The 26,089-nt window shown below is 52.9% G+C and carries 24 protein-coding genes; 12 read left to right on the top strand and 12 right to left on the bottom strand.

Annotated features, from left to right (window positions below; genetic code table 11):
* Nucleotides 1-39: 39 nt before the first annotated feature.
* Genes EYZ66_RS01200 through EYZ66_RS01190 form a run of 3 tightly spaced genes read right to left on the bottom strand, consistent with a single transcriptional unit; the run spans nt 40 to nt 3,429 of the window.
* Nucleotides 40-564 (bottom strand): PaaI family thioesterase, encoded by a 525-nt coding sequence (locus EYZ66_RS01200; protein WP_050793490.1) that lies wholly within the window; start codon nt 562-564, stop codon nt 40-42.
* A 59-nt stretch (nt 565-623) separates the two neighbouring features.
* Nucleotides 624-2,909, bottom strand: coding sequence for a molybdopterin-dependent oxidoreductase (locus tag EYZ66_RS01195; protein ID WP_009577296.1), 2,286 nt, complete (start codon nt 2,907-2,909; stop codon nt 624-626).
* 46 nt (nt 2,910-2,955) lie between these two features.
* Nucleotides 2,956-3,429: a winged helix-turn-helix transcriptional regulator gene (locus EYZ66_RS01190; RefSeq protein ID WP_040818042.1), complete on the bottom strand. Its 474-nt coding sequence runs from the start codon at nt 3,427-3,429 to the stop codon at nt 2,956-2,958.
* 179 nt (nt 3,430-3,608) lie between these two features.
* Here EYZ66_RS01190 and EYZ66_RS01185 point away from each other — a divergent pair, with 179 nt between their 5' ends.
* The 3 genes from EYZ66_RS01185 (at nt 3,609) to asd (ending at nt 8,361) form a co-directional block, all read left to right on the top strand.
* Nucleotides 3,609-6,629, top strand: a complete 3,021-nt coding sequence (locus tag EYZ66_RS01185) for a Tn3 family transposase (protein ID WP_008293723.1) — start codon at nt 3,609-3,611, stop codon at nt 6,627-6,629.
* A 42-nt stretch (nt 6,630-6,671) separates the two neighbouring features.
* The gene (locus EYZ66_RS01180) at nt 6,672-7,406 is read left to right on the top strand and encodes an MBL fold metallo-hydrolase (RefSeq protein WP_160195555.1); all 735 of its coding nucleotides are present in this window, start codon (nt 6,672-6,674) and stop codon (nt 7,404-7,406) included.
* A gap of 103 nt (nt 7,407-7,509) precedes the next feature.
* The gene (gene asd, locus EYZ66_RS01175) at nt 7,510-8,361 is read left to right on the top strand and encodes an archaetidylserine decarboxylase (RefSeq protein ID WP_009575863.1); all 852 of its coding nucleotides are present in this window, start codon (nt 7,510-7,512) and stop codon (nt 8,359-8,361) included.
* Here the strand turns inward: asd and rsgA are convergent.
* The 5 genes from rsgA to EYZ66_RS01150 form a co-directional block, all read right to left on the bottom strand.
* On the bottom strand, nt 8,358-9,377 hold the full coding sequence (gene rsgA, locus EYZ66_RS01170; RefSeq protein ID WP_009575862.1) for a small ribosomal subunit biogenesis GTPase RsgA: 1,020 nt from the start codon (nt 9,375-9,377) through the stop codon (nt 8,358-8,360). The genes asd and rsgA overlap by 4 nt on opposite strands.
* A 27-nt stretch (nt 9,378-9,404) precedes the next feature.
* Complete coding sequence (orn, locus tag EYZ66_RS01165; RefSeq protein ID WP_040816679.1) at nt 9,405-9,947, bottom strand: oligoribonuclease; 543 nt, start codon at nt 9,945-9,947, stop codon at nt 9,405-9,407.
* A gap of 67 nt (nt 9,948-10,014) precedes the next feature.
* Nucleotides 10,015-11,172, bottom strand: coding sequence for an iron-containing alcohol dehydrogenase (locus tag EYZ66_RS01160; protein WP_009575860.1), 1,158 nt, complete (start codon nt 11,170-11,172; stop codon nt 10,015-10,017).
* A 13-nt stretch (nt 11,173-11,185) separates the two neighbouring features.
* Nucleotides 11,186-11,809 carry a BamJ family beta-barrel-assembly machinery protein gene (bamJ, locus tag EYZ66_RS01155; protein ID WP_009575859.1) on the bottom strand — a complete coding sequence of 208 codons (624 nt, stop codon included), beginning with the start codon at nt 11,807-11,809 and terminating at the stop codon, nt 11,186-11,188.
* Nucleotides 11,810-11,877: 68 nt separating this feature from the next.
* The gene (locus tag EYZ66_RS01150) at nt 11,878-12,813 is read right to left on the bottom strand and encodes a hypothetical protein (RefSeq protein ID WP_139042575.1); all 936 of its coding nucleotides are present in this window, start codon (nt 12,811-12,813) and stop codon (nt 11,878-11,880) included.
* Between the two features lie 109 nt (nt 12,814-12,922).
* On the opposite strand from EYZ66_RS01150, the gene EYZ66_RS01145 reads away from it, so the two are divergent.
* Nucleotides 12,923-14,218, top strand: coding sequence for a CinA family nicotinamide mononucleotide deamidase-related protein (locus EYZ66_RS01145; protein WP_009575857.1), 1,296 nt, complete (start codon nt 12,923-12,925; stop codon nt 14,216-14,218).
* Between the two features lie 7 nt (nt 14,219-14,225).
* Here EYZ66_RS01145 and pdxH read toward each other — a convergent pair whose 3' ends face one another.
* Together pdxH and ggt are read right to left on the bottom strand one after the other, a co-directional pair.
* Nucleotides 14,226-14,867, bottom strand: coding sequence for a pyridoxamine 5'-phosphate oxidase (pdxH, locus tag EYZ66_RS01140; protein WP_009575856.1), 642 nt, complete (start codon nt 14,865-14,867; stop codon nt 14,226-14,228).
* 16 nt (nt 14,868-14,883) lie between these two features.
* A complete protein-coding gene (ggt, locus tag EYZ66_RS01135) occupies nt 14,884-16,608 on the bottom strand; it encodes a gamma-glutamyltransferase (protein WP_009575855.1) in 1,725 nt (574 codons plus the stop codon).
* A gap of 87 nt (nt 16,609-16,695) precedes the next feature.
* Between ggt and EYZ66_RS01130 the strand changes: the two genes are divergently transcribed.
* Nucleotides 16,696-17,004, top strand: a complete 309-nt coding sequence (locus EYZ66_RS01130; RefSeq protein WP_009575854.1) for a hypothetical protein — start codon at nt 16,696-16,698, stop codon at nt 17,002-17,004.
* A gap of 4 nt (nt 17,005-17,008) precedes the next feature.
* Here the strand turns inward: EYZ66_RS01130 and EYZ66_RS01125 are convergent, their stop codons facing one another.
* Entirely contained in the window at nt 17,009-17,791 is a 783-nt protein-coding gene (locus EYZ66_RS01125; protein WP_009575853.1) for a thioesterase family protein, read from the bottom strand.
* A 164-nt stretch (nt 17,792-17,955) separates the two neighbouring features.
* Between EYZ66_RS01125 and EYZ66_RS01120 the strand changes: the two genes are divergently transcribed.
* Entirely contained in the window at nt 17,956-19,191 is a 1,236-nt protein-coding gene (locus tag EYZ66_RS01120) for a hypothetical protein (RefSeq protein WP_009575852.1), read from the top strand.
* Nucleotides 19,192-19,224: 33 nt separating this feature from the next.
* On the opposite strand, the gene EYZ66_RS01115 is transcribed toward EYZ66_RS01120, so the two are convergent.
* Nucleotides 19,225-19,431, bottom strand: a complete 207-nt coding sequence (locus EYZ66_RS01115; RefSeq protein ID WP_160195554.1) for a hypothetical protein — start codon at nt 19,429-19,431, stop codon at nt 19,225-19,227.
* Nucleotides 19,432-19,588: 157 nt separating this feature from the next.
* Between EYZ66_RS01115 and EYZ66_RS01110 the strand changes: the two genes are divergently transcribed.
* The 6 genes from EYZ66_RS01110 to EYZ66_RS01085 are packed head-to-tail and all read left to right on the top strand — an operon-like array spanning nt 19,589 to nt 26,089.
* The gene (locus tag EYZ66_RS01110) at nt 19,589-20,239 is read left to right on the top strand and encodes a hypothetical protein (protein WP_009576221.1); all 651 of its coding nucleotides are present in this window, start codon (nt 19,589-19,591) and stop codon (nt 20,237-20,239) included.
* Nucleotides 20,236-21,450: a hypothetical protein gene (locus EYZ66_RS01105; RefSeq protein WP_009576222.1), complete on the top strand. Its 1,215-nt coding sequence runs from the start codon at nt 20,236-20,238 to the stop codon at nt 21,448-21,450. Before EYZ66_RS01110 ends, EYZ66_RS01105 begins: the two co-directional genes overlap by 4 nt.
* Nucleotides 21,450-22,958 (top strand): coiled-coil domain-containing protein, encoded by a 1,509-nt coding sequence (locus tag EYZ66_RS01100; RefSeq protein ID WP_009576223.1) that lies wholly within the window; start codon nt 21,450-21,452, stop codon nt 22,956-22,958. Before EYZ66_RS01105 ends, EYZ66_RS01100 begins: the two co-directional genes overlap by 1 nt.
* On the top strand, nt 22,958-25,009 hold the full coding sequence (locus EYZ66_RS01095; RefSeq protein ID WP_009576224.1) for a PEGA domain-containing protein: 2,052 nt from the start codon (nt 22,958-22,960) through the stop codon (nt 25,007-25,009). Before EYZ66_RS01100 ends, EYZ66_RS01095 begins: the two co-directional genes overlap by 1 nt.
* Nucleotides 24,999-25,283: a hypothetical protein gene (locus EYZ66_RS01090; RefSeq protein WP_009576225.1), complete on the top strand. Its 285-nt coding sequence runs from the start codon at nt 24,999-25,001 to the stop codon at nt 25,281-25,283. The genes EYZ66_RS01095 and EYZ66_RS01090 overlap by 11 nt, the downstream gene beginning before the upstream one ends.
* Before the next feature lie 8 nt (nt 25,284-25,291).
* Nucleotides 25,292-26,089, top strand: a complete 798-nt coding sequence (locus EYZ66_RS01085; RefSeq protein ID WP_009576226.1) for a MotA/TolQ/ExbB proton channel family protein — start codon at nt 25,292-25,294, stop codon at nt 26,087-26,089.

Below are 26,089 nucleotides of genomic sequence, written 5' to 3'. Positions count from 1 at the left end.
GGCAATGTTCCGCAGTCAAGCGCCAGCCAAAGACGTACATTATTTCGGCAGCTTCAGCATTGCCTTGGTCACCTTAGCGGTCGCTACCAGCTTTCCATCAACGTGACATTCTGTTTCCATGAACGATACTTGCCGCCCACGCTTCGCCACGCGGCCGTTTAACACCAAGGTCTCTCCTACGTGACAAGGCCTTAGTACAGATACGGATATATCCACGGTGGCTGCTGACTCGTGGTCATCCAGAACGCTCAATAACGCAAAATACCCAACCACATCCGCCGCCGCGTAAACAACGCCACCATGTAACACAGACATGAGGTTGGTGTGACGCTCCTCAATACAGAGCGTCGCTGTTACCTTTCCATCGCCTATTTCCGTAAACCGGATTCCCAGGAACTTTGAAAACTCCATGTCATCGTACCGCCGGGCAAGTGGGTGCTCCAGTGTACTGATGTTTACCGATCGCGGCTCGGCCGAAGCTAGAATACCGCTGTCCCGCGCTGGCTCTGAGTCATCGAAGAATACCTCTAACACAGGCTCTGCGGCAGAAAAACTAGTAGACATAACAAGTACTCAAGTAAATTTATCCCGCGTCACATAAACGAGAGCTAGCACATGGGAGTTCATCCCGCACTTAAGAGACGAGCCGGAACATGCTTATGTAATGGTGTGCCGATATGCTTATCGATCAGCTTGGCACTGGTCAACTTGTTGATCCAATAACCAGCTTTTACGACCTCTCCGGCATCGTTAACGAAGTCCATTCCCTGTCCATTGGGAAGTGCCATAAGCCCCTTTGGCATTCGCTCATCGATCGAAACGGAGACCTCGCAGCGGCCATTCTGGGTTTCCAACACCGCGGACGAAAGTTCTTCGAGCCCAAGGCCATCTGCATCCTCGGGGCTGATGGTGAGCTCCATCTGTCCCTTACCCTTGATCCAATCGGGGTTTCTCATAATGCAATTGGCCGTATATGAACGCCGTTGTCCGGCGACTAAAAGCATCGGAAACCCCTCGGGAGTATCCACGGGCGCCTGTAACTGGTCCAGTTCATCGATGTCACGCAAAAGCGTGCCAATAGGCAGTTGAATCTTGTTCTCAGGCTTCGGTAACTTGGTAAAACTGTCAGCGTGGTCTGCAATGCTGATCACAACACCGGATGGCGAATTGCACAGCGCACGAAACATGTCACTACCCGCATTGGGACCCTCAAATCCAGCTCTTGCAACCTCCACGGGGTGCGACATCACGAAGCGCTGACACAATCCCCAAAGCGCAGCTGCCACGTCCTGGCCGGGCTCAAGTGTCTGGCCCAGGGTACGATAGAGCAGATATGACATGACACGCTTGAGTTGCGGCTGCTCTGACAGTATCTCCATCAATACTTGTCCAAACCTGCTGTCACCTTCCTCGGCTGCGGCGGTAAGCTGGTCCAGGGTCGATGCGTCAACTATCCCCAGTTGCTCGATAATTCGGGCATAGATCTCCGCCTCTGGCAGCGTATCGCCAGCCGGCTCGAGCATCGGGCGACGCAAATGGAAGATATTCTTCGGGTAATGCCTCTGGAAATAGGTCGCCTCCCATTTCTCGTACTGACTGGATGCAGGCAGTACATAGTCGCACTGCCTGGCGGTCTCGGTCATGACTACATCTATTGCTAGACTGAAGTCCAAATTGCGAAGTCCGCGTGCAATTCGGTCGGATTCCGGCAGACTATGCACGACGTTTGTGCTTTCAAGAATCATCGCCCGCGGTCGATCCTGGTGATCAGTATCAATCTCATCAGCCAAGACGGCACCCGGATAGAGCCCGCTAACAATAGGCGCACCAGTTACAGGTAGACGATCGACAACCAGAAGGTTCCCCTCTTCATCCAAGGGTGTATGGTCCGTAGGCAACGCCTCGGCAATCTGCAACACAGGTCCCAGCGTCCCCGTCTTCCCGTACTGACCAGTGATAGCGGAGAGCAGCAAGTCCAGGTAACTATTCAACGTTGAATGTGGCGCCATCTGCACGCCAAGATCCTCTTCAAGCGAGAAAGATGAGGCATTGGCAATTGCCTCGGCTGCCGCCTCAATTGTATGCAGTGGGACGCCGCAGTGTTCTGCGTAATCCTTCACCGAAACCTTTGAGAATCGCTCAATGATCTCTTCGTAGCCGCGGGTATGTGCTTTGAGCCAGTCCAGGGGTAGATCGTGGTTTTTTACGATCTGAGCCAGAATTGCGGAAAGGCACCATGCGTCGAATCCAGGCTTAATTGCTAAGTGAATATCCGCATAGTCTGTTGTTTCTGTGCGCCGGGGGTCGAGAACAATCAGTGTACGCTCCGGATCTCTCTTCATCTCACGTAGGAAGTTGCGGGCCTGATCCATGCCATTACTCATAAACGGATTCTTACCGCTAAACATAACGACCTGCGCCTTCTCTATGTCACTGTGCACAGGCAATCCGAACATCTGGCTGAACACAAAGGTATGCCCGGTCTTTTCCTGTGAAGCAGGGTTACCCCTGTATCGCACATCAAGCGCATTCAGCAAAGACGCGACATAGGTCGCTCCGAGGTGGTTGCCCTGGCCGCCGCCCCCATAAAATAGGATTCGCTCGCCACCATGCTGCTCCTGCACAGATTTTAGTTTTGACCCTATCTCTTGGATTGCCTGCTCCCAACTGATGTCAACATAGACTCCATCTTCCATTCGCTTCTTGGGAGAGTGAATCCGATTGTTGTCATTCTGATAGAAGTTGAGCCTTGCCGCCTTGTTGCAAATATAGCCTTGGGATTTCGGGTGATCTTTATCCCCCTTCACCTTGATGAATTGCCGACCATCTTCACCCCCAAGAGTGACTTCAAGACCACAATTCACAAAGCAAAGATTACATGCTGTCTTGTACGTGTTTGTATCTTCCATATCTACTATCCACCCTTAGATCGATTCTTGTAGTGTACAGGCGCGACTAACGCCCACCCTGAGACAAGGAGGCGATAACGCCTTCCCCGGGAGTCCACTGAATAAACTCGGGTGAAACGGCTTCACCCTCGTCGTCGACAAAGCCAACACCCACAGTCTTGCCGCTTCTATTGTCGTGTAGCCGAACAGAGGGGCCCAACTCATGCGGAAGCCACTTGTCCCCCCACGTTGACAACGCCAAAATAACGGGCGCAAGCTCTACACCTTTCTCGGTCAATTGATACTCGTGGAACTTGGATCCGTCGCTCGCGTGTACTTTAGTCAGCACACCGTCGTGAATAAGCTCCTTCAATCGAATCGAAAGTGTATTCTTGCCAATACCCAAGGCAACCTGGAATTCATTGAAGCGGGACAATCCCTGAAGACAACAGCGCACCAGTAACAATGACCACCAGGGGCCCACCTCATTCAGTGCCCTGGCAGCGGAACAGCGCATTTCACCCAGTGGGGTTTGTTTCATTCGCTAGACCTCATATCCACCTGCGTTCATCGTTGAGATCTCAAGAGAGGGGTCCTAGGGATTTTGCCTCCAAATATTGCAAAAACCGCCGGAGGCCCCGCCATCCGTGGGCTGCAGGGGGCTATTAGTTTCTAATGCGCTGAGAAATTCGGTATCTTCTTCGACCTTTAGGTCAAAGAATGAGCAGAAACAAGCGGCTATCAATCCTCACTGCTGCCGAGGTCGAGGATCTATATGGCGTCCCATCCTTCAATGAGTCATACCAGCGATTCTACTTTATGCTGAATGACAAAGAACTAGCGGAGATATCGAGAATAAGGCAACGCAAATATCGTTGTGTGGCGATTGCTTTGCTGGGCTACTTCAAATGCAAACCGGTCCTGCTTAACCCAAGGTACAAATCAATGCAGGACGACTTGGTATTCATAGCCCGATTTCACTATAGGGACCTTACCTTCAGGCGTTTTAGCCTGAAACCTGACCAAAAATCCCGTATCTATGCGCGTGTTCTATCGATCGTCGGCGTCAGCAACTGGAACGATAAAAGACATCAGCCACAGCTTGTCGAGCACTTGTGTACCTGTGCTGAAAGCTGGGTGGAGCCCCGAGCAGTCTTTGACGCTGCAATCGAATATTTGGCTCGCCAGAAAATCGCAATTCCCGCCTATAGTACGCTGCAGAAGATCGTCAGTCAGGTTATTGGCCAGCACCAGAAACGATTGCATGACCAGATCGACGCCGCTTGCAGCCAAGGTCTATCAACTATGTTGCTCACACTGGTTTCCGGTGAAGGCCAGTTTACATTCCAGCAACTACGCCAGAGCGCCCGCAATTTTACCGGCACCGAGTTGCAAAAAGAAATAGCCGTGTATCACCATATTCAGCCGTGGATGACGGATGTGACGACTGTACTCGAGTCACTTTCTCTCTCTCAGAAAAACCAGCAACACTATGCCGAACGGGTTGACTACTACGGAGCCAAACTTAAACGTCAATCGCTTGCTAACCAGCGCCTGTACTTGCTGTGCTATCTGCAGTCGCGGCACCAGCAGGGCCTGGAACGTATTGCGGAAGGGTTCATACATCACCTCCGGCAAGTGAAACAACGTGCGCATCAAATGGCCCAAGAACGGGTCTATCGGGATTGGCAAAAGGCAGCTCGCAATGTGAGCAAAGCTGCTGATATCTTACACCTGTTCGTTGATGACAGCATCGATCCTGATACGTCGTTTCAAGCTGTACAGCAACGGGCGTTCCAGTTTCTCAATGTCAGCGACCTGAACTCAGTCTGCCGATACCTGAGTAATCAGAAACAGTCGGCGGAGGAGGCATTTTGGCAGCACCTGGATACGGAGTCCACATTGCGAGCCGGACTGTTGCGTTCGCTCTTTTGCTGTCTGCGTTTTGACGGTACCGACAAAACGCGGCGGTTAGCCGGGGCCCTGGCCCAAGCTCGGTTGGATTTGGTCGCCGGTAATAGGCTCGGCGATGTCAGCATTGATCAGCGTTTACTACCGAAAGCCACACGGCCATTGCTGTCGAAACCCGATGGCAGTATAGACAAATCCAAGTATGAATGGTTTTTGTATCTGCAGATACCCAACCGCTTAAACGGCCAGTTGACGCTGCCGGAAGTCATTCGATATCGGGCGTTAGAGGATGATCTCGTGAAGCCAGAGATCTGGAAAAACCAGAAGGGGTCCTTGGTGGAGGGCACTCAGCAACCCAATATCAGCGAGGATCCGAAACGTCTGATTCCACGCATGGCGGATGAGCTGACTCTTCGGTTGCACGAAGTCAGCCACTATTTGGAGCGTTCAGATACCAGGGACGTAATTTTGCGACCGAAAGACGGCAAACATCACTGGCGGCTGCCTACAGCCAGCAAGAAGCACCTAGTGAATAACCCGTTCTTCCAGCAAATGAAAGCGGTCAGCATCGCCGATGTATTGCGCGTAGTGGATCGGGATACCGGGTTCATTGACGACTTCCAACATGTGCTGGGCTTGAGCTCGAAAAGCCGTCAGTACGAAGTGGATCTGCTGGCGATACTGATTGCCAATGCCACTAATCAGGGCATCTATGGCATCGCGCAGATTTCTGACTGCACCTATGAACAACTCAGCACTATCCAAGCGAACTACCTTCGGTTGGAAACCCTGAATGCGTCCAATGACCGCATCAACAACGCCACTACACGACTGAGTATCTTCAAGCACTACAACATTCAGGAAGATATTCTGCACGCCAGTGCCGATGGTCAGAAGTTCGAAGCCAAACGCGAGACATTCCGCACGCGGTACTCCTCAAAATACTTCGGGACCAGCAAAGGCGTGTCCGCGGTCAGTCTGAATGCCAATCATATGGCCATCAATGCCCGGGTAATCGGGGCCAATGAGCATGAATCCCATTACATCTTTGACCTGTTGATGAACAACAGTACTGAGATAGTCCCCGACATGCTCTCAACTGACACTCATGGAGTAAACCATGTGAACTTTGCCCTGCTCGACCTGTTCGGATATCGGTTCGCACCTCGATATGCCCAGGTCGGCAGGGTCATCAATGAACTATTCAACATCACCGAAGACAAGAACCAGCAAGTGCATATATCGTTGCGCAAGCCGATCAACACGCAGCGTATCATGGCTCACTGGGACACCATCCAGCGGATTGCCGTCTCTTTGGCTCAGCGCAAGACCAGTCAGGCCAGGTTAGTGCGTAAACTATCCGGTTACAAGCACAATCACCCATTACTGGAGGCATTGACCGAATATAACCGGCTGCTGAAAGCCCAATATCTGCTGAACTACATTGACGACGCCAGCCTTAGAAATCACGTTCAGCGAGCGTTGAACCGGGGTGAAGCCTATCACCAGCTGAGACGGGCGATTAGCCACGTCAATGGCGACCGATTCCGGGGTAATAGCGATGAGGAGATCCAGATCTGGAACGAAAGTGCCAGACTGGTGGCAAATGCCATCATCTACTTCAACTCAAAAGTGCTCAGTAATCTGCTGGACAGCTTTGAGGATCAAGGCAATGCAATGTCTCTGGAAACAGTAAAGCGGGCCTCACCTGTAGCCTGGGAGAATATCAACCTCCGGGGTAGATACACATTCGCACCGACAGGTGAATTGCCAAAACTTGAGGATTTAATGGAATCGATTGATGGCTACCGGCCGACAATCGATAAGTAATGGGCCTCCAGAAACCACAGCTGGCGCGGCCTGCAGCGGTTTTTGCAATATTTGGAGGCAAAATCCCTAGGACCCCTAGATCATGCCGGCGCCGCTGGGCATTGGATTGAGGCCATGCCCAATGCCAAGCTCTACTGTCACCCCAAAGCTGCGCGCCACTTAATCGACCCTTCGCGCCTCGAAGCCTCCGCTCGCGGAGTCTACGGAGAAGCTTTCGACGCACTGTATGGGCAGTTGATACCGGTACCAGAAAATCGAGTAGTCATTTTAGAAGATCACGATTCAGTAGAGGTTGGTCAGCGCGGGCTCACCGCCTATCATACCCGGGGTCACGCGGACCACCACCTGTGTTTGTGGGACGAGCAAAGCCGCGGCTGGTTTACCGGCGACTCGTTCGGCATTTGCTACCCCTGCATGCAGACAGGCGATTGGCCTTTTGCCTTGCCGGCCACGACCCCCACACAGTTCTTGCCGTCATACTACCAAGAGTCTATCGATATCATCGCTGCTAAAAAGCCCCAGTGGATTTACCCTACCCATTACGGCCGTATCCCCTTTGACGTTCGAACAGCACAAAGCCTAAAACAACAAATTGGCGCCTATGCCAACATTAGCGACATCGAGCACGCCGCTGCAGAGCTTCAAAACATCACGCTGCACAATTTAACCCAGACGTTTAGCGGGCCAGAGGCAACGATGATATTAGACAGTCTTAGTCAAGATCTGGCCTTAAATGCACAGGGTGTTATGCACCGACTACAGAATCGGACACGCTAGCGCAAAAGTACCGAAATTTTCAGATTCAAACCAAAATCTGACTCCCCGTTACTACCAGAAAATCTATATACTTGCGGTTTACGTGGTACCTGCGGATTTGATTATGTCGCCTTTTATCTTGCTTCAGCGCCTATTACCCCAACACCTACTGTCTCGCTGGGTGGGGCGCCTTGCCGAACTCAAGCATCCAAAATGGCTCAAGAACACCCTGATAAAAGCGTTTATTAAACACTATCAGGTCAATATGGAAGAGGCCTTCGCACCCTACCCCGAAGCCTACGTCAATTTTAACGAGTTTTTCACTCGCGCCTTAAAGCCAGGGGCTCGCCCGCTGGCCGTTGCCGATGTACTGAGTCCCGCAGATGGAGCCTTTAGCCAGGTTGGTAAAATCAATGAGGATCAGATTTTTCAAGCCAAGGGCAAATCATTTACAACTACCAGCCTACTCGGCGGCAACGAAGAATGGGCCGCGCTCTTCCATGATGGCGATTTCGCTACTATTTACTTAAGCCCAAAAGACTATCACCGCATTCATATGCCGATTCAAGGTACCCTGCTCGCCACTCGATACATCCCTGGCGATCTTTACTCGGTAAATCAAACCACCGCCGAAAATGTCGATGGACTGTTTGCTCGCAACGAGCGTTTGGTGTGCCTCTTCGACACAGAGGCGGGCCCAATGGCAGCCGTCTTGGTGGGTGCTATGATCGTAGCGGGTATCGAAACCGTCTGGGAAGGCCAAGTGGCACCTCCTGGATCGCAGATTATTACTCGCCACTACGCCCAACCAGCGCCGGCTATCGAGCTCAAGCAAGGGGATGAGCTCGGCCGGTTTAAACTGGGGTCAACTGTCATTTTGCTGTTCGGCAAAGATCAGATCGCTTGGGAGACTTGGTGTCACGCGGGCAACGACATCCGCATGGGCGAATGCATTGCCTCACGAATAAACGTTTAGACGGGGCGGTCGGCGTCTAACGCGTCGACCAATATTTGATAACTGCGAAATCGAGCCTCGCTGATACGCCCCTCGTCCACCGCCGCCAAAAGCGCACAATCTGGCTCAGCTTCGTGCTTGCAATCACGAAAACGGCAGACTCCGAGAAACGGCGCAAACTCCCGAAAACCCTGCTCTAATTCGGCACGACTCATATGCCACAAACCGAATTCGCGAATTCCAGGAGAATCGATCAATACGCCGCCGGTGGGCAAGTGAAACAGTCGCGCCGTAGTCGTGGTGTGCTGACCCTTTTGATTGTATTGCGAAAGCTCGCTGGTACGCAGCGCTGCTGCCGGCAGCAGTGAATTCACTAAAGACGATTTACCCACTCCCGATTGTCCAACAAACACACTCACACGGTCTTGCAAAACATGGACTAGAGCCGACAAATCGGCCCGATTCGCACTGGTTTGCACCACTCGATAACCCAAGGCTTTATAGGGTTCGAGCACTTCATCGACTGTATCTTTCAGCTCGGGCTGATCCAGTAGATCGGTCTTGTTTAGTAACAATAAAGGTTCGATACCGGCCGTTTCGGCCGCCACCAAATAGCGGTCTATCAAATCAGCATAGGGTGTAGGCTGAGGTGCAATCACCACGACGACCTGGTCAATATTGGCAGCAACAGGCTTAAGACCCGTGTAGGGATCTGGGCGCTTCAATATGGTGTGGCGCTCGTGCAAAGCCACCACGACGCCTGCGTATTCGCCAGCGCAAAACACCACTCGGTCGCCCGTGACTAAAGCCGGTAAATTAGCCCGGATAAAGCAGCGCTGCCGCTCAGCGTTTGTGCCCTCCACCTCCACTTGGGTACCAAAATGCGAGATGATTAGGCCTTCTTGTTCATCGCCTAGCTCACCGCCAACGAGTAATTCATCGGCTTTGCTGTCGCGTTTCTGCGAGCGCTTACTGCGCTCATCTTGAATCTTTTGGATTCGCCACGCTTGCTGCTTGGTTAATTTTCGCTTGCCCACCGCTTGTAACCGCCTATTGCGCCGAATCTAACAGGTCAGCATTTTTTCACGATAGTAACGCAGCTCTTCGATCGACTCGCGAATGTCATCAAGAGCCAAATGCGCGCCTTTTTTGGAAAAGCCATCAGCGACTTCTGGTGCCCAACGCTGGGCTAAAATCTTTAACGTGCTGACATCTAAATTGCGATAGTGAAAATAGGCCTCTAGTGTTGGCATGTGACGAGCCATAAAACGCCGATCCTGACAAATGGTGTTACCGCACATTGGTGATTTACCTGCGGGAACCCATTGCTCTAAAAAGGCGATAGTTTCCAGACTGGCGGCCCGTTCGTCCGTGGTGCTGGCACGCACTCGATCCAGTAAACCCGACGCTGTGTGATGTGTGGTATTCCACTCATCCATCCCCGCAAGAATGGCATCGGACTGATGAATGGCAATGACCGGACCTTCGGCCAAAGTATTCAACTCGCTATCGGTGACAATCGTTGCTATTTCGATAACCACGTCTTGATCAGGTTCTAGACCCGTCATTTCCATGTCTACCCAAATAAGGTTTGAATCTGAAACCATGAACCTTCCCGCTTAAAGTCGCTTGACCCGCTAATGATGGGCGGAAATCCGTATCCGAAGCAAGTCTTTACTCGAAGACACGCCGATAAAGATCCACAATTTCCGCAGCAGACGGCACGCGAGGATTATTATTCGGCGAACCAGAGGCTAAAGCCTGCTCTGCCATCAAGGTTACATTAGCTCGCCAGCTGTCGGGGTCAATGCCGTAACTCGCGGGCGTCGGTACACTTAAATCCGAGCACAAACGACGCAGACCACTGATTAGTGCATCGCACGCGGTTGAGTCATCGCTGTCTTGGGCAGCGAAACCCATATGCCGAGATGCGATAGCATAGCGGACTTGGGCACCCGGCAACGACCAGGCGGTAATCTCTGGCAGCAGCATGGCATTACTTAACCCGTGCGGCACATGATAGTGCGCGCCGATAGGGCGACTCATCCCGTGAATTAACGTCACCGAGGCATTTGCAAAAGCAACGCCGCCTTGAGTTGCAGCCAGCATCATCGCCTCGCGTGCTTCACGATTGCTAGGGTCGGCGCATGCGCTGGGCAAAAAGGTCACCACTGAACGCATGGCATCCAAGGCGATCGGGTCGGTAAACGCATTGGCTTTGCGACTCACAAAGGCCTCTAGGGCGTGGCACAGGGTATCTAGGCCTGTGTCTGCGGTTAAACGATAGGGCATTTCGATCGTCAACTCATAGTCGACCAGCGCAGCAATCGGCATCAGCGCCAGTCCTATCCACAGCATCTTTTCCTGCGTTTCGGTGTCGGTTATTACTGCAAATTTGGTGGCCTCAGAACCGGTTCCCGCAGTCGTTGGGATCGCGATAATCGGCAAACCGGAATCTAAAGCAAAAGGTACTTTGTATTGCCGCATGGGCTCAGACCGCCCTTGCATCGCAGCCATCGCTTTTGCCGTATCCATGGAGCTACCGCCCCCGATGGCGATGAGACAATCGTAATCCTTTGCTGTCAACGCCGACAAACCGGCCCGCACCGAATCGGTGGTTGGGTCGGGCACGCAGTCAGCAAAGATATCGGTAGCACTATCAAAATCAGGCACTGCACCGACAATCGCATCAAAAAACGCTCGCGAGCGAATGAATGGGTCGGTCACTATTAAGGGCTTTGACAGCCCCAATTGCGCGAGTGTCGCTCTTAGCTCTTGGCTCGCACCGCCCCCGACGCGGAGAATTCTGGGTAAATTCAACTGACTGATCACCGCCCGCGGCTCCTTATTCGATCCCGATCAGGTGGACCTCAAATATTAGAGCGGTGTTGGGTGGAATCACACCACCGGCACCTTGCTCACCATAGGCTAAATGTGGGGGCGCAAACACGCGCCATTTATCGCCCACAGACATCAGCTGCAAAGCTTCGGTCCACGCAGGAATAACCTGTGTCACGCCAAAAGTCGCAGGCTCCCCGCGCTGCACGGAGCTATCAAATACCGAACCATCAACAAAGGTCCCGTGGTAGTGCACCACGACCGTAGAGTCCCGAGTGGGCGCAGCACCATCGCCAGATTCGAGCACCTCGTATTGCAAACCCGATTCAGTGCTCACGACACCCTCACGCGCCGCGTTTTGGGTCATGAATTGGTCAGCGATAGCGCTTTGCGCAGCACCTTGCTCTGCCTGCGCCGCTTGTTGCTTGGCTTGAACGGCCTGGTAGGCAGGATTTAGGTCAGCGTCAGATAGCTTGCTGGCGCCATCGGCAAACCAGTCGCGGATACCGGCAACCACCGCATCGATGTCCATACCGTCGAATTGATTCTTACGTAGCTGGTCGCCAAATTGCAGGCCAAAGCCATAGCTGACTTTTTGCTCATCTGTCGTAAATTTCAAGTTGTCGCTCATAACATGTCCCCCTATTTTCAAAACCCCACACCTTAACAGCTGGATTCCTTTGTGGCGAGACAGAAGCGCTAGTCAGGATCAAAAAGTAAGACTTCTACACGCAGTTGCAACGATGCGGTATCGCAATCGCACAACGCAGATTGCCAGGTGTAGCGGGGCTCGACTTCGAACCAAAGGTAGTCTCGCACGTAAGAGCGTCGCCAGGTAACCCCGACATATTTAGCGGTATCCCGCCAGGCTGAAGAACCCTGCCCCGCCAAACCCAAAAACCACTGCCGAGCATGCAGGGCAGCGCCCTCTCCGTTCGCATGTCGCGACTGAAACACCGTGCGCCAAGACGCAGCCTCGTCACCCAAGCTGGTATCGACTCGGGTACGCCAGCGGTAGAGGTGTCCGGACGTGACTTTCTTATCAAAAATCAATTCTGTCGATGTTTCCCAGCCATCTTTGCCGTAATCAAATCGATGGTAAAAACGCATAGCGACATTGTCCGTGACCGGGGCCTGACGCCTAAATCTAATACCCGGACGTATACCTGAATCACGCCAATGTGCCGTCAAATCAATACTTGAAGCATCCTGCTTCGACAAGCGCCACTGAATACCTAGGTCAGGGGATTCGCTGCCCGCACCTGGGATAGCGTCCAACGCCTCATCGCCGATATCATCATCGTCAAATAAAAGCGCCAAACGGTCGTTCACCTTGGGAAGATACAAGGTGCCTCGAACGCGCAAATTATTGGCATTTTCGGCATTTTCATTCCATGAGTAACGCCCAATAACCCGCAGATAGCTCTCGGCCATTGCTTCATCTTCGGTGACCTGATCGCCAAACACACCATCAATCCACAGTGCCATGTTATCCACGCTTGTGGTCGCGGACTGATGCGCACGATCCAGCCAGACAAGGTTTTCGGAGCTGCCAGATTCAGACTCATCAAGACCGTTCGCCATGGGCGCAAATAGCCATAGCACAGTAAAAACTGTGAACAACGATTTAATCATGCCGTCATCATCTCGATTGTTGCTTAGCAAAAACTTAACACGCACACCACAATTTTGAGTAGTCATTTAAGCATGGATTGTTACACTACTCACCCCACATGGAGGCCAAATGACAGCACTCAACGTTCAATTACTCATGACCGGAAACGAAGTCATGGCGGGCGACACCATCGACTCCAACTCGGCTTACATCGCCCGCGAGCTGGCCGCCATGGGCATTAAAGTTAGCCGTCGAGTCACGGTCAACGACGACCTCGAACAACTGTTAATTGAACTAAACAGCATGAGTGCATCGGCTGACATTGTCATCATGAATGGTGGCTTGGGGCCTACTGTCGACGATCTAACGTCAGAGGCTTTAGCGGCTTTTAGCAATAGCGCCTTGCAAATACACCCGGACGCAAAAGCCCAATTAGAGGGGTGGTGTGAACGTCGAGGCCAAGCGCTAAATGACGCAAACAAAAAACAAATGTTGATTCCTGCCGGTGCAGACATCATTCCTAACGCAACGGGCTCGGCGCCGGGAATTGACTTGCAGCACCAAGGCACCCGCGTCTTTGCAACACCTGGGGTTCCCAGCGAAATGCGGCAAATGCTGCCCATTATCACGGACCGAATTAGCGCTCGATTTGATCTGACGCATCGTACTATTGTGCGACGTTTGCAAACCTTTGGATTGGGCGAATCTAACGCTCAACAGCTCATTAACAACAGCACTTTTGACTGGCCCGAGACCGTGGAGCTGGGCTTTCGCGCCAGCGCTCCACAAATGGAAGTAAAACTCACTATCCACGACGACAGCCATCAAGAAGACCAAGAACGCTGTATCCAACACATCCATACCCTATTTGGGGACCATATCGTTGGCGAAGGCGATACCACACTTGCCGAAGCAGTGTTGAAACTATTGCGAGAACGCCAGCAAACCATCACGACCGCAGAGTCTTGCACCGGTGGCCTAATCGCCAGTGCTCTCACTCAAATCCCGGGCGCCTCGGCAGCATTCCATGCCGGTTTTGTCACCTACGACAATGCGATCAAAGCCAGTGTTCTTGGCGTTTCAGACAGTCACTTAAACAACTGCGGCGCTGTTAGCGAACCGGTTGTACGGCAAATGGCTGACGGGGCACTAGCCCGGGCATCGGCCGACTACGTGATTGCGGTGAGCGGTGTTGCAGGGCCCGATGGTGGATCCGACGAAAAGCCCGTAGGCACGGTTTGGGTAGCCTACGGCTCACGAGAAGAATTGAACACGCTTCGGCTATTGTGGCCACTGCCTCGGCAACTATTCCAGACGATGGTCACCGCCTGTACGCTGGACTTAATCCGTCGCCAACTACTTGGACTACCAAAATATTGCCGTTATGTAGATCAACGCCAAGTGGTTCCGACCGATCAAGAATAGGCTCAAACTAAGGCTGTAACTGCTCGATCCACCAATCGCTTTCGCCTTCACGATAATACCGGAAGCGGTCATGAAGGCGGTTAACGCCACCCTGCCAAAACTCTATGCGATCCGGCACCACGCGATAACCGCCCCAAAAATCGGGCACTGGAATATCACCGTGGCTGAATTTCTCCTTCATGGCATGTAGCTGTTGCTCAAGCACTGAGCGAGCCGAGATTGGGCGACTTTGATGCGAAGCCCAGGCTGCCAACTGACTCTCACGAGGGCGCGATAAAAAATAATGGGCGGTTTCGAGTTTAGAGATCTTACTCGCTACACCACCCACGATCACCTGACGATCTAATTCATTCCAAGGAAAGTGCAACGACACACGCGGGTTGTGATCGATAGCTTGAGCTTTAGAACTTGAATAGTTCGTAAAAAACACAAAGCCTTTATCGACCCCCACGTCTTTTAACAGCACCATCCGCTGCCACAAATAGCCCGACTCATCTTGGGTCGCAACCACCATACCTGTGGGGTCACCAAGGCCTGCATCAATGGCCTGCTGCAACCAACGGTCAAACTGTTGGTAGGGGTCCGAACTCAAATCAGAGCGACTCAGCCCGCCTTTGGTGTAGTCTCTTCGGTGATCTTTTAAGCTCACTTAACTCTCCTTGCCTTTACTGCGCGCCAGCAACCCAACCACCGGGCCTGCGCGTATCGCTCGCTCCCAAGAACCAGCCCTCTTGAATCATAATCGATTGGGTCCGCCCCAAGGTTCTGACGTTTTCCTCCACGGGGTGACCCATGGCCTTGAGTTTGTCGACGGTGTCTTTACTCACACCGTTCTCAATACGCAGGGTATCAGGCATCCACTGATGATGAACGCGCGCGGCGCCCCCTGCTGCGGCAATGTTCATATCAAAGGCCATGGCATTCAGTATCGTTTGCATGACGGTACTGATAATCAAACTCCCACCTGGACTACCGGTCGCTAGCCAAGGCTGGCCGTCTTTGAACACCAGCGTTGGACTCATTGAAGACAAAGGTCGTTTACCCGCGGTAATTTCGTTGGCCTGGCTTTCGATCAAACCAAAGGCGTTAGGCGTTCCGGGCTTCGTCATAAAATCCGCCATTTCGTTATTTAACAGCACACCTGTACCTGGCACGACAATGTGTGAACCGTAGCTAAAGTTCAATGTGTAGGTATTAGACACAACGTTGCCCAGCGTATCTGCCACCGAAAAATGCGTAGTATCTAGACTCTCGATGTCGCTAAAGTCGCCGGCTTGAATTTCGGTGGCAGCGCGCGCTCGTTCGGGATCAATGTCACCACGAACCTTGGCGGCATACTCTTTGCTCAACAATTGATTAACCGGTACTGGGGAAAAATCGGGGTCGCCCATGTGCGCCGCACGATCCGCGTAGGCAATTTTCATAGCCTCGATGACATGGTGAATATATTCCGCAGAGTTGTGCCCCATAGCTTGCAAGTCGAAGGGCTCCAGAATGTTTAACATTTGGATTATGTGCGCTCCACCCGAGGACGGCGGTGGTGCAGACACGACTTCGTAGCCACGAAACGTACCGCGTACGGGCTCACGTTCGACCACTCGGTAATTTTTGAGATCGCCTTCGGTAATGATACCGCCCGACTCCGCCATGGCTTGCGCAATGGTTTTGGCAACCCAGCCCTCGTAGAAACCTGAACGACCATTATCGCGAATACTTTTAAGCACCTGCCCTAGATCGGATTGACGAAAGTTCACACCGAGCTGTGGCGCTTCGCCCTCAACGAGATACGTACTGGCTGCACCCGGATCGGCCAGCAAACGCTCTTTACGCGAATTCAATTCTTGGTTCAACGCGAAGGAGACAGGAATGCCTTTCAGCGCAAGGTCAACCGCCGGCTGCAAAACTTGCCGCACGCTCATCGTGCCATAATTTTCTAGCGCATGAAGTAAACCAGCCACAGTGCCGGGCACCCCCGCCGACAAATAACTAAAGTACAGTCGTTGCCTATCGACATCGCCAAATTCATCCAGATACATATCACGCTGTGCTCGACCCGGGGCCATCTCGCGATAGTCAATAAACACCTGTTTATTCTCGTCGGCCAAGTGAATCAGCATAAAGCCACCGCCGCCCAAGTTACCGGCGCGCGGGTAGGTCACTGCCAAAGCAAAGCCGGTCGCCACAGCGGCGTCAACGGCATTACCGCCTTGTTGCAAAATAGCGTAACCAATTTCAGTGGCCAGACGCTCAGGACCCACGACCATACCGTTGCGACCAAACTGCGGTAAAAATCGATCCTGATAATCGATAATCGGCGCCTGCTCCGTGCTAGGCTGGGCTACCGCGAAGGTAGAGTACAACAAACTAATCAATAACAAGCGTCGTAGCATGGTCGATCTTCCTTCTACATGCACAGTGTGTTTGAATCGGGCTATAACCGAATTGTGCGGCCCAGGTGCCGAGAGGAATGATACCGCTTGAGCGCAATAAATCCATTACTCAAAGCAATTACTGAGCGACTAGACGCCATAATTATCCGACTACACGCGGGCCTGGATTGCCCGCCCGCCGATCAATTGCGCCTTGAGGGCTTGATGCAAGCCGCCGTTTTAGTAAGCATCACGAGCGAAGCAGACCTACAAAAACTGTTCGAAGAGCGCTACCAAGACTTAACTGGCCGCTGCATCAAAACCCAGTTCGGTGACGCTTGGGCTGACTTTTTTCAGTTCCCTAGCTTGCCACTTTTTGCCAAACCAGCGCCCGTTCAGCCAACGACAAAAGTTTAAACGCTTAAGCGCGAACCTTAGCCGACTGGCGCGAAATCGCCACCAACTTTCCCGTATTATCCCAGAACAAACCGTCCTCTTCGGTAATACCCTCGGTTAAATAGTTTGACCACAAGTAAGCTTGTATGGGTCCCGGCGCTGGTTTGGCGCGTACCTGCACCGTCAACTCGATGGTGGGCACCCAGCCAACCGCACCAAATAGTGAAAATGCTGGCGGTGGAAACGCGTCGGAAAAAAACAACAAAGATAACGCATCTGTCGGCGCGCCATCACTGTGGCGAATCCAACCTTGAAACTCGCCGCGACCATCGCCTTTTCCGTCTTTCATGAAACTCTGGCCCTGAGATAAGCGCAAATCCATGCGCTGACCCAATTCGATCGCGGTATTAGGCGTGGGTACGAGTTCCTCCCACTCTGGGATATCAGCGCGTTCAGTCCGCAGCCATGTCGGGCCCGAAAGGGAGTCGAGGTCGCAGCAAGCGCCGGTGACTTGAACTTTGAGTTCGTCGTTCTGGTACATCTTAACGACCGCTTGGCTGGTGTTTTTTCCAAGGCGCAAGATCTCGACCTCACAGATCATGGGACCGACAAACGCGGGCGCAAGATAAAACGCATTAATCGACAGCGGGTCAGATTGAGGCAGGGCTTCGCCCATGACACGCCCCGCGATCGCCAACAGATACCCCCCATTCATCATTTCGCCAATGCGCCACCCCGGCACCAAGTTTGCCTGCCAGCGAGTCTCGCTAATTCGCTGTACTGCCGTGTCTTGTTCGAACAATCCCATACGTCTTCCACCTTATGAACGCCGAGTACTGTAGCCCAAAACGAAAATCAGTGCACAAACCCTTTACTTAAACCCTTTTTGGGGTTGGCCTCGTATCGTATACAAATCGGTTATAGTGTAGATTAAATCGGTGTCCGCCCTGATCAACTGGAAGTCGAAAAACCATGAAGATGCGCGTACCTATTATTGCCAGCCTCATTGTACTCAGCACTAATGCAACCGCGTTGGCACAAGCGGCTGACGTCCTCGACATGACTGATAGCGAGCAAACGATCGAGCTCAGTACCGCTGAACTCGATGGGTACCGAGACGTCATAAAAAGCTTGGAAGAAACCGGCGGTGCCTACGCTTTAGGCTTATCTGAAGAACTACTTGGGTTTGGCTTAGCTCTGCAGCGTTCTGGCCGCCAAACGCAGGCGGTCGAGATATTTCAACGCGGCACACACATCACTCGCATTAACCAAGGTTTGTACAGCGAGCAACAAATCCCTTTCTTGAAAGGTTCGATAAACAGCCTAGCAGTACTTCAAGATATTCGCGCGGCAGATGACCAGCAAGACTACTTAATTCGCGTGCAACAGCGTGCACTACCTGCCGGGCCTGAGCGAATTTCAGCGTGGCTAGCCTATGCATATTGGCAGCGTTCCCAGTTTTTAAAGGACCCTGTCGACACTCAGTTCCCTCGACTGGTAAAAATGCTGGACGCTTATCAAAGTGCACTGAACGAGCTTAAAACCTTTGAGGATGAGAGACAGCTCGTTGCCGATTCGTTGTGGGGCTTAATTCAAACATACTTCTTGATCACCTCGTTTGACGACGAGAAAGACGCCTCGCCCTTCGAGAGGCGAACCAATTTTGACGAAAACGCGCCGCAAGAAAACTTTTACGAATTTTACCGCGACGCCGACCGCGGCGCACCGCAAGCCATCGAACTCCTGGTTCATTTGCTATCAGAATTACATGGTGTGACTAGCTTCGAGGCATTTCACGCCAGTATACAGTTGGCCGACTGGCATCTCTGGCGCGGCGAACGCCGAACCGCCAGCGAACTGTATCGCCAGATCGATCAGGTCATTGGGGAACTCGAAGACGAAACCCAGATCCAAGATTTACGTGAGCGATTGTTTAATCGCATTACGTTATTGCCGGATATTAGCGGCATCCGTTTGTTGCCGCCCGCGGTACCAGCCGAGGAAGGCAACGTAACACTCAGCTTTAATGTGACCGATCGGGGCAGTGTACGCAACGTGAAGCGCATCGAGGTTGCCGAGGGGTTTGATGGCTTAGCCGGTAAATTTATACGCTACTTAAGACACGCCGTGTTTAGGCCTCATGTCATAGAGGGTACCACTGTAACCAGAGAAGGAGTGGAGCAAACCTATGTCTTACAAGTTGACTAAACTGGTCATAGCCATAAGCATGACAGCGCTGACCTATGGTTGCTCGACCAGCACCTCAACGTCGACCTCGACGCCATCGGTGTCACTCCCATCGCCGAGCTCAAGCTCAAGCTCAAGCTCAAGCTCAAGCTCAAGTTCGAGTTCGAGTTCGAGTTCGAGCTCGAGTTCAAGCAGCCCCAGTCTGCCGAGTGGGGGCATACCCAACCCAAGCTCATCGCAAAGCTCAGACCCGACCAGCACGACATCGCCTACGACGACGAGCGGCTCAAAAAACGGGACAGAGACCAGCAGTGGCTCCGAGACAGCAGCGATTCCACCGCCACCCAAAACCGGTAACGGCGAGGGCGCCTCTGATGATACCTCTACTGATCAAAGCGGAGAACCCGGCTTTGTCACTATGGGCGACCAAGGTAGCGAGGCGCTGCCTACCTTGGTGGACGAAGAACCCGCGAGCAGTGCTCGCAAAGCACCCTTAGAGATCGGTCAAGCCAGTGGGTCCAACGAACAGCCTGCAGATGATAATGGCACCGAGGCTAATACCGGCGGTCAGACATCGACCACCGACACACAAGGTGACTACGCCAGTAACAATAATAGCGAAGCAACCCAACAAGGCGTCCCCGGAGCCTCAGGCCCGATGAGCCAGAGCGAGAAAATTGCTGTGCTGGATGCTGAGCTCGAACGCGCCACAGGCGTGTTTGATCAGATTATCCTAGATGCGCAAGCGGAGCAGCGTGAGTCCGATACCGAACCAAACCCGCAGTACCCGGCGGGCGCGGAAACTGCGAGTACGGATAGTAACCAAACGTACGGCCGTATGCCTGGGGGCATGGGCAGCCAAGGTGGCGGGGGCGGCATGCGTACCGGCGAGGTTAGTGCGGCTAACACAACCGCTAAGTATCCACCGCCAGGCGACATACCTAGCGGCGACGATGATGACGTTATCGCGCGCCAACTGCGCGAAGCTGCGATGCGCGAACCCGATCCCGCAGTCCGCGAAAAACTGTGGGACGAATACCGAAAATACAAAGGAATTAACCAAGGATGAAGATCTCTGTGCGGGTAGTTGGCTGCTTGATCGTTACGCTGGTCAGTCTAAGCGGTTGCGTATCACAAACCGTAAAAACCACCAAAATCCCCGCCATCCAAACGCCCACGGCAGCCATTCCAAACGAACAATTATTGGACGTCAGCATTGCCCTATTTGACCCGGGGCTGGATATCGAATCGGATGGCGATATTCCAGTATTCCCCGAAGTGCGGCAATCAGAAGCTCGCTATATGCCTCAATTGTTAATGAACGCAATGCAAGACAGCGGCGCTTGGGGTGCGGTGCGTGTCGTGCCCTCCGAGGACCAACTCACGGACTTAATGATCAGCGGCAAGATCCTGCGCTCTGATGGCAAAAATTTAGCCCTTGAAATTACCGCGGTGGACGCAACCAACCGCTACTGGATCGATCACCGCGTCTATAAAGCCGAAGCGTCTCGCTACGCCTACTCAACGACAACAAGAAGCACCCACGACGCTTTCCAGGCCGTGTACAACCGCATTGCAAATGACCTGTTGCAGCACTATGACAAGCTCGGCCCCGCAACCTTAGTACGAGTACGGCAAGTCGCCGAAATGCGCTTCGCCGAGCGCTTTGCAAGCCAAGCTTTTGAGGACTATGTCATCTACGAAGACGGGCGTTATCAGCTGCAAAAATTACCCGCGGAGGGCGACCCCATGCTTGAGCGAGTCCGCAAAATACGCGCACGTGATCATTTATACGTCGATACTTTACAAACCTATTACGAGCAATTTGGCGGTCAGATGCAGTTGCCCTACCAAGAGTGGCGCAAACTTACCTACGAAGAAGCCATGGCCTTAGAAGAAGTTCGAGCAGAAGCCGCGAGCGATTTATTAATAGGGGGCTTGTCAGTACTCGCGGGTATTTATGCGGCGGCTGAAGGCAATGACACCGTGACACGAACGGCGGGTAACGTTGCGATAATGGGCGGCGCCTACATGGTCAAAAGCGGATTAGACAAACGTAATGAGGCCGCCATTCACGTCGAGGCACTAGAAGAACTTGGGGCGTCCTTGGAAGCCGAAATTACACCTCAGGTCATTCAACTCGACGATCAAACAATTACTCTGACCGGGAACGTGCAGGATCAATATGCCCAGTGGCGCGCCTTGCTCGACGATATCTACGAGTCAGAGATTGGCAGCTTGGATCAAACACTGCGATCACAACAGGACAGTAATCGCTGATGCAAAAACGCATTGAACCGACCGAGTTTCAGCCCGCTGTAGCGCGGAGTGACACTAAACTCCAAGAAGGCAACAAGCCTTGGGGCTTAGTCCTCGCGGTCGTCCTTATTTTGGTTGCCATTTACGGCGTTTTTATTTGGCTCCCCGGACAAGTTACACCGACCAGTCCCACCAGTGTTCAAGCAAATCAAACATCAACTTCAACGCAAACGCCAAACCGCGCAGGTCCCGAGCTGGGTAGCCCTGCCTCAGAACTTTCTCCATTCGAACAAGCGCAACTGGAAAAAGCGCGCAAAGAGGCTCAAGACGTCCTTGAGCAGATACTCTTACAGCAAGAAGTATTGCAGGAAGCAAAAGTCGAGTTGTGGGGACAGACGCCCTACGAACAAGCACTCAGTCGTGCTCAGGAAGGAGATCAATACTACCGCGATAGAGATTTTGCCAGCGCGATTGCAGGTTACTCAGCAGCCTTAGAACAGCTCGTTGAACTAAGCGATGGCATTCCGGCTCGCGCCAACCTGGCCGAACTGCAAACCCGAGACGCGATTGAAGCGTTTGACCCACAAACGGCTGTACAACAACTGAATCTGCTTGAGGCCCTAGCGCCCAACCACGGTAGCATTGCAACACTGACTCAGCGTATCGAGGCACTGCCGCAAACTGCCCAGTACTTCGACAACGCCCAGCAAGCGCGAAGCCAATCGAATTGGAGTGCAGCCAAGGTCGCGATTGATGCGGCAGCCAAGGCCGATCCCGCGCATCAGACCGTTAGCCTAGCGCAAGCAGAAATTCTCGAAAAATGGCAACAAGCGATGTTTGAAGAAACACTCGGGCAAGCTTACGCTGCCATCGAGGATAAAGACTTCGACATGGCCGCGCGTTTGCTTTCAGAGGCTAGCGCCTACAGGGGCTCAAACGAAGCCCTAGACCAAGCCAGAGCGACGCTCAGACTTGCTGAGACCACCGCAACTCTGCGTCGACTCGAACAAGCGGCCGACGCCGCAACTCAGCAGGAAGATTGGCAAGGCGTCATCGATCTGTATCAAGAGGCGCTCGCCTTGGACCCGAGCATTCAATTCGCGCAACAAGGCCTTCCCAATGCGCAAGGACGCCTGCAATTAGATCAAAAAATCAGCTCTGTTTTGAATGCCCCAGAGCGCCTGCAAGACCCTGCGATTACTGCGGGGGCGCAGCGCCTGCTGGATGAGGCTCGCAGTATCGCACCAGCGGGGCCGGCGTTAACACTGCAAATTCAAACGCTGGAAAATCTAATTGAACGGGCCAATCGTATTGTCAATGTCACGATAGAATCGGATGGCTTAACGGAGCTCGTGTTACTACGTCACAGCAACATTGGGACCACCCAGCAACATCAGGCGAGGCTTCGCCCGGGTAAGTATACCGTTCGCGGCACACGAGTAGGCTTCCGCGACATACTCGTCAATTTTGAAGTCAAACCCGATGACTCTAACCTTCGTGTCTTTGCTGCCTGTCGCGAGCCAATCTAATGACGCAATCTAAACGCAATTTAACACCTACCGAATTCCAACCTGTTACGCAAAATACTCAGGGGACAGGCGGATCGATTGGGCTCTCGCCAGCGAAGGTTGGGTTGATCCTACTGGCTCTCGGGTTGTTTGCAGCGTTAGCGTTTGTGCTAGCCGCCAAAAGTCTGACGGTTATCGTGAATCAGACCCATGAAGCCAACGTCGACGTTAAGGGCGGGTTCTCGGTAAACTTTGGCGGTCGGTTCTTGTTGTTGCCTGGCGAATACACCATTTCAGTCGCAGCTGCAGGATTTCAGGCCGCAGAAATTGCCTATACGGTGACACGAGACGAGAGCCAACAGCTCCAAGTCGAGCTAAAAGCACTCCCCGGTAGAATCACCCTCAACCTGAGCCCGGCCAACGCGACAGCACAACTCAATGGCGAGACAATCACCGAAACAACGCTGGAGCTCGAACCGGCCACCTATGAGTTACTCGTTCAAGCTGACCGCTATCAAGCTAAAAACGTAAGCCTTGAAGTCGAGGGCAAAGGCATAACGCAAGAGTTCGTCATCTCTTTAGATCCCAATTGGGCTACTATTACGATTCACTCTGAACCGGCGAACGCCGAGGTTTACCTCAACAATATCCGCCTTGGCGCCACGCCTCTGACGGCTGACATTCTTGCGGGCCAACATGAGCTGCGCTTAGAAAAACAACATTATCAACCCACAACACAAACACTAGACGTTGATGCTGGCGCCGACCAGAGTTTACCAAAGATCGTACTCGATGAAGCCAACGGTCAATTCAAAATCGAATCAGACCCAATTGGTGCTACCGTCATGCTCGATGGTCGCTACAAAGGCCTTACACCGGTCTCGTTAACACTTGAACCGGGGCAAGAGCACACAATCGCATTAACAAAACCGGGGTTTCAGGCGCTGGAATTCACACGCAAACTTGCGGCCGGTGGCTCTGCGAAAGAAATGTTTAACCTGAAACCAATGCTCGGCCGAGTTACCTTTGCTATTAGCCCTGCGGATGCCTCAATTACGGCTAACGGTCGCAAAATAGGACAGGGATCGACCACCCTTGATCTTCCACAAGTCGAGCAGACGGTCGTTATCAGCAAGCCGGGATACGAGCCTTTTTCCACGGTCATCACGCCTCGGAATGGGATCGCACAAACGGTTACGGCAACATTGATGACTGAAGCGGCGGCCCGCAAAGCGCGACTTCAACCTATCGCCAAAGACCCCACAGGCGCAGAGATGGTGTTGATTGACCCCGCCGGCAAGGGGGCCTTTACTATAGGTAGCTCACGACGAGACTCAGGCCGACGCGCCAACGAAACAGAGCGAAGCGTGCAGCTAACGCGCGCGTTTTACATAGCCAAACAGGAAACCACCAATGCGCAATTTAGATTGTTCGAATCATCCCATGATTCCGGAGTCGCGGCGGGCAACTCCCTAAACCGACAGACCCAACCGGCTGTTAAGGTCAGCTGGCAACAAGCGGCGCAATTTTGCAACTGGCTCAGCCGTCGAGAGGGTCTACCCCTGTTTTATAAAGAGCAAAACGGAATTATTGTCGGTTTTAATCAGGAAGCTTCAGGTTACCGGCTCCCCAGTGAAGCCGAGTGGGAATTTGTGACCCGCGTGACCGAAGCCGGAGAACGTCGATTCCTTTGGGGCGAGACCTTCCCTCCCGCCAATAACACGGAAAACTTTGCGGATGCCAGCAGCGCCCACGTCACCGGACGCATTGTCGCTAATTACCAAGACGGCTACGTGGCGACCGCTCCGGTAGCTAGCTTCAATCCCGGCCCTCACGGCTTGTTCGACTTGGCGGGCAACGTGGCAGAGTGGGTACATGACGTGTACGAAATTCGCACGCCATCTGAACAAACAGAAACCAACCCACTGGGTAAACAGGTGGGCGACAACTACGTGATAAAAGGTGCAAGCTGGTCACTTTCTAAGTTGACCGAGCTGCGGTTAAGCTACCGCGATTACGGCGCGCGAGGTCGCGACGACGTGGGGTTCAGGGTGGCGCGTTATGCTGAATAAAACCTACAGTTTGCTTGTCTTCGGTTTAACGGCGACTGTTCTGGGCGTCACAACGGCGCTTGCTCAGACGGACGCTCAGCAGACAACCGAATCGGCGTCGCCCCAGACTGAAGCGCCCGCTGTCAGCGATGCAACGACAACTCCCACACCATCGCAAGCGGAAGCCGCACCCAAACCGGCTCAGTCTTCGCCCAGCACAAAAACCGTACTAGACTACGAAGCTTCCGAACAGATTTCAGAAGACTTTTCCGTCTCGTTCCCAGTAGACATATAGGACACCTCATGCATTGGTTTACTCGCAATGAATTTTTGTTCCAACTAGTATCTCTTTTGATCGCCGTCATTCTCGTGCACGGGGTCTACGTGGGTTTGGTCAGGCCTAATGCCGATGCCCACTTAGCGGCACAAGCCGCGCTGCAGGCCGCCAGCGGCGACTTCACACCCACACGCAGTCTGTATGTCGTCATCCGCGATTATGAGCAGGAAGCGTGCTTTATTTTGCTGTTGTGGGCCCTAGCGATCATGGGGTTCAAACTGAAACGCAATCTTGCGGAGCGCGCTCTGACCCAGAAAGGTTTGATTGCGATCCCAGAAGGCACCAGTGTATTGCCCAGTGACGCTCGCGCCTACAGCCGCCCCTTGGAGGCCCTGCCCGAAGAGCAACAAGATTATTTGGTCGCCAGAACCCTAGCCGCGGCCTTACAACGCTACGCCACAACCGCCAGCATTCCCGCTGTTGCAGACACCGTGCGCGAGCAATGTGAAACAGAGGCCGACCGCTTAGACTCAGAGTTATCGATGGTTCGCTACATTGCTTGGGCGATTCCCTCAATCGGCTTTATTGGCACTGTGCGCGGCATCGGTGATGCTTTGGGACAAGCTTACAAAGCCGTTGAAGGTGACATCTCTGGCGTCACAGTGAGTCTTGGCGTGGCATTTAACAGTACGTTTGTCGCCCTCGTATTGAGCATTATCATTATGTTCTGTTTGCATCAGTTACAGCACTCGCAAGAACGCCTGGTACTCGAGTGTCAGCGCTACACCGATAAAAGCCTGCTTCGATTTTTGGTAACGCCCTAA

The sequence above is a fragment of the Aequoribacter fuscus genome (assembly GCF_009910365.1).
GTDB classification, from domain to species: Bacteria; Pseudomonadota; Gammaproteobacteria; order Pseudomonadales; family Halieaceae; genus Aequoribacter; species Aequoribacter fuscus.
This window is presented reverse-complemented; position numbering and strand designations above follow the sequence as displayed.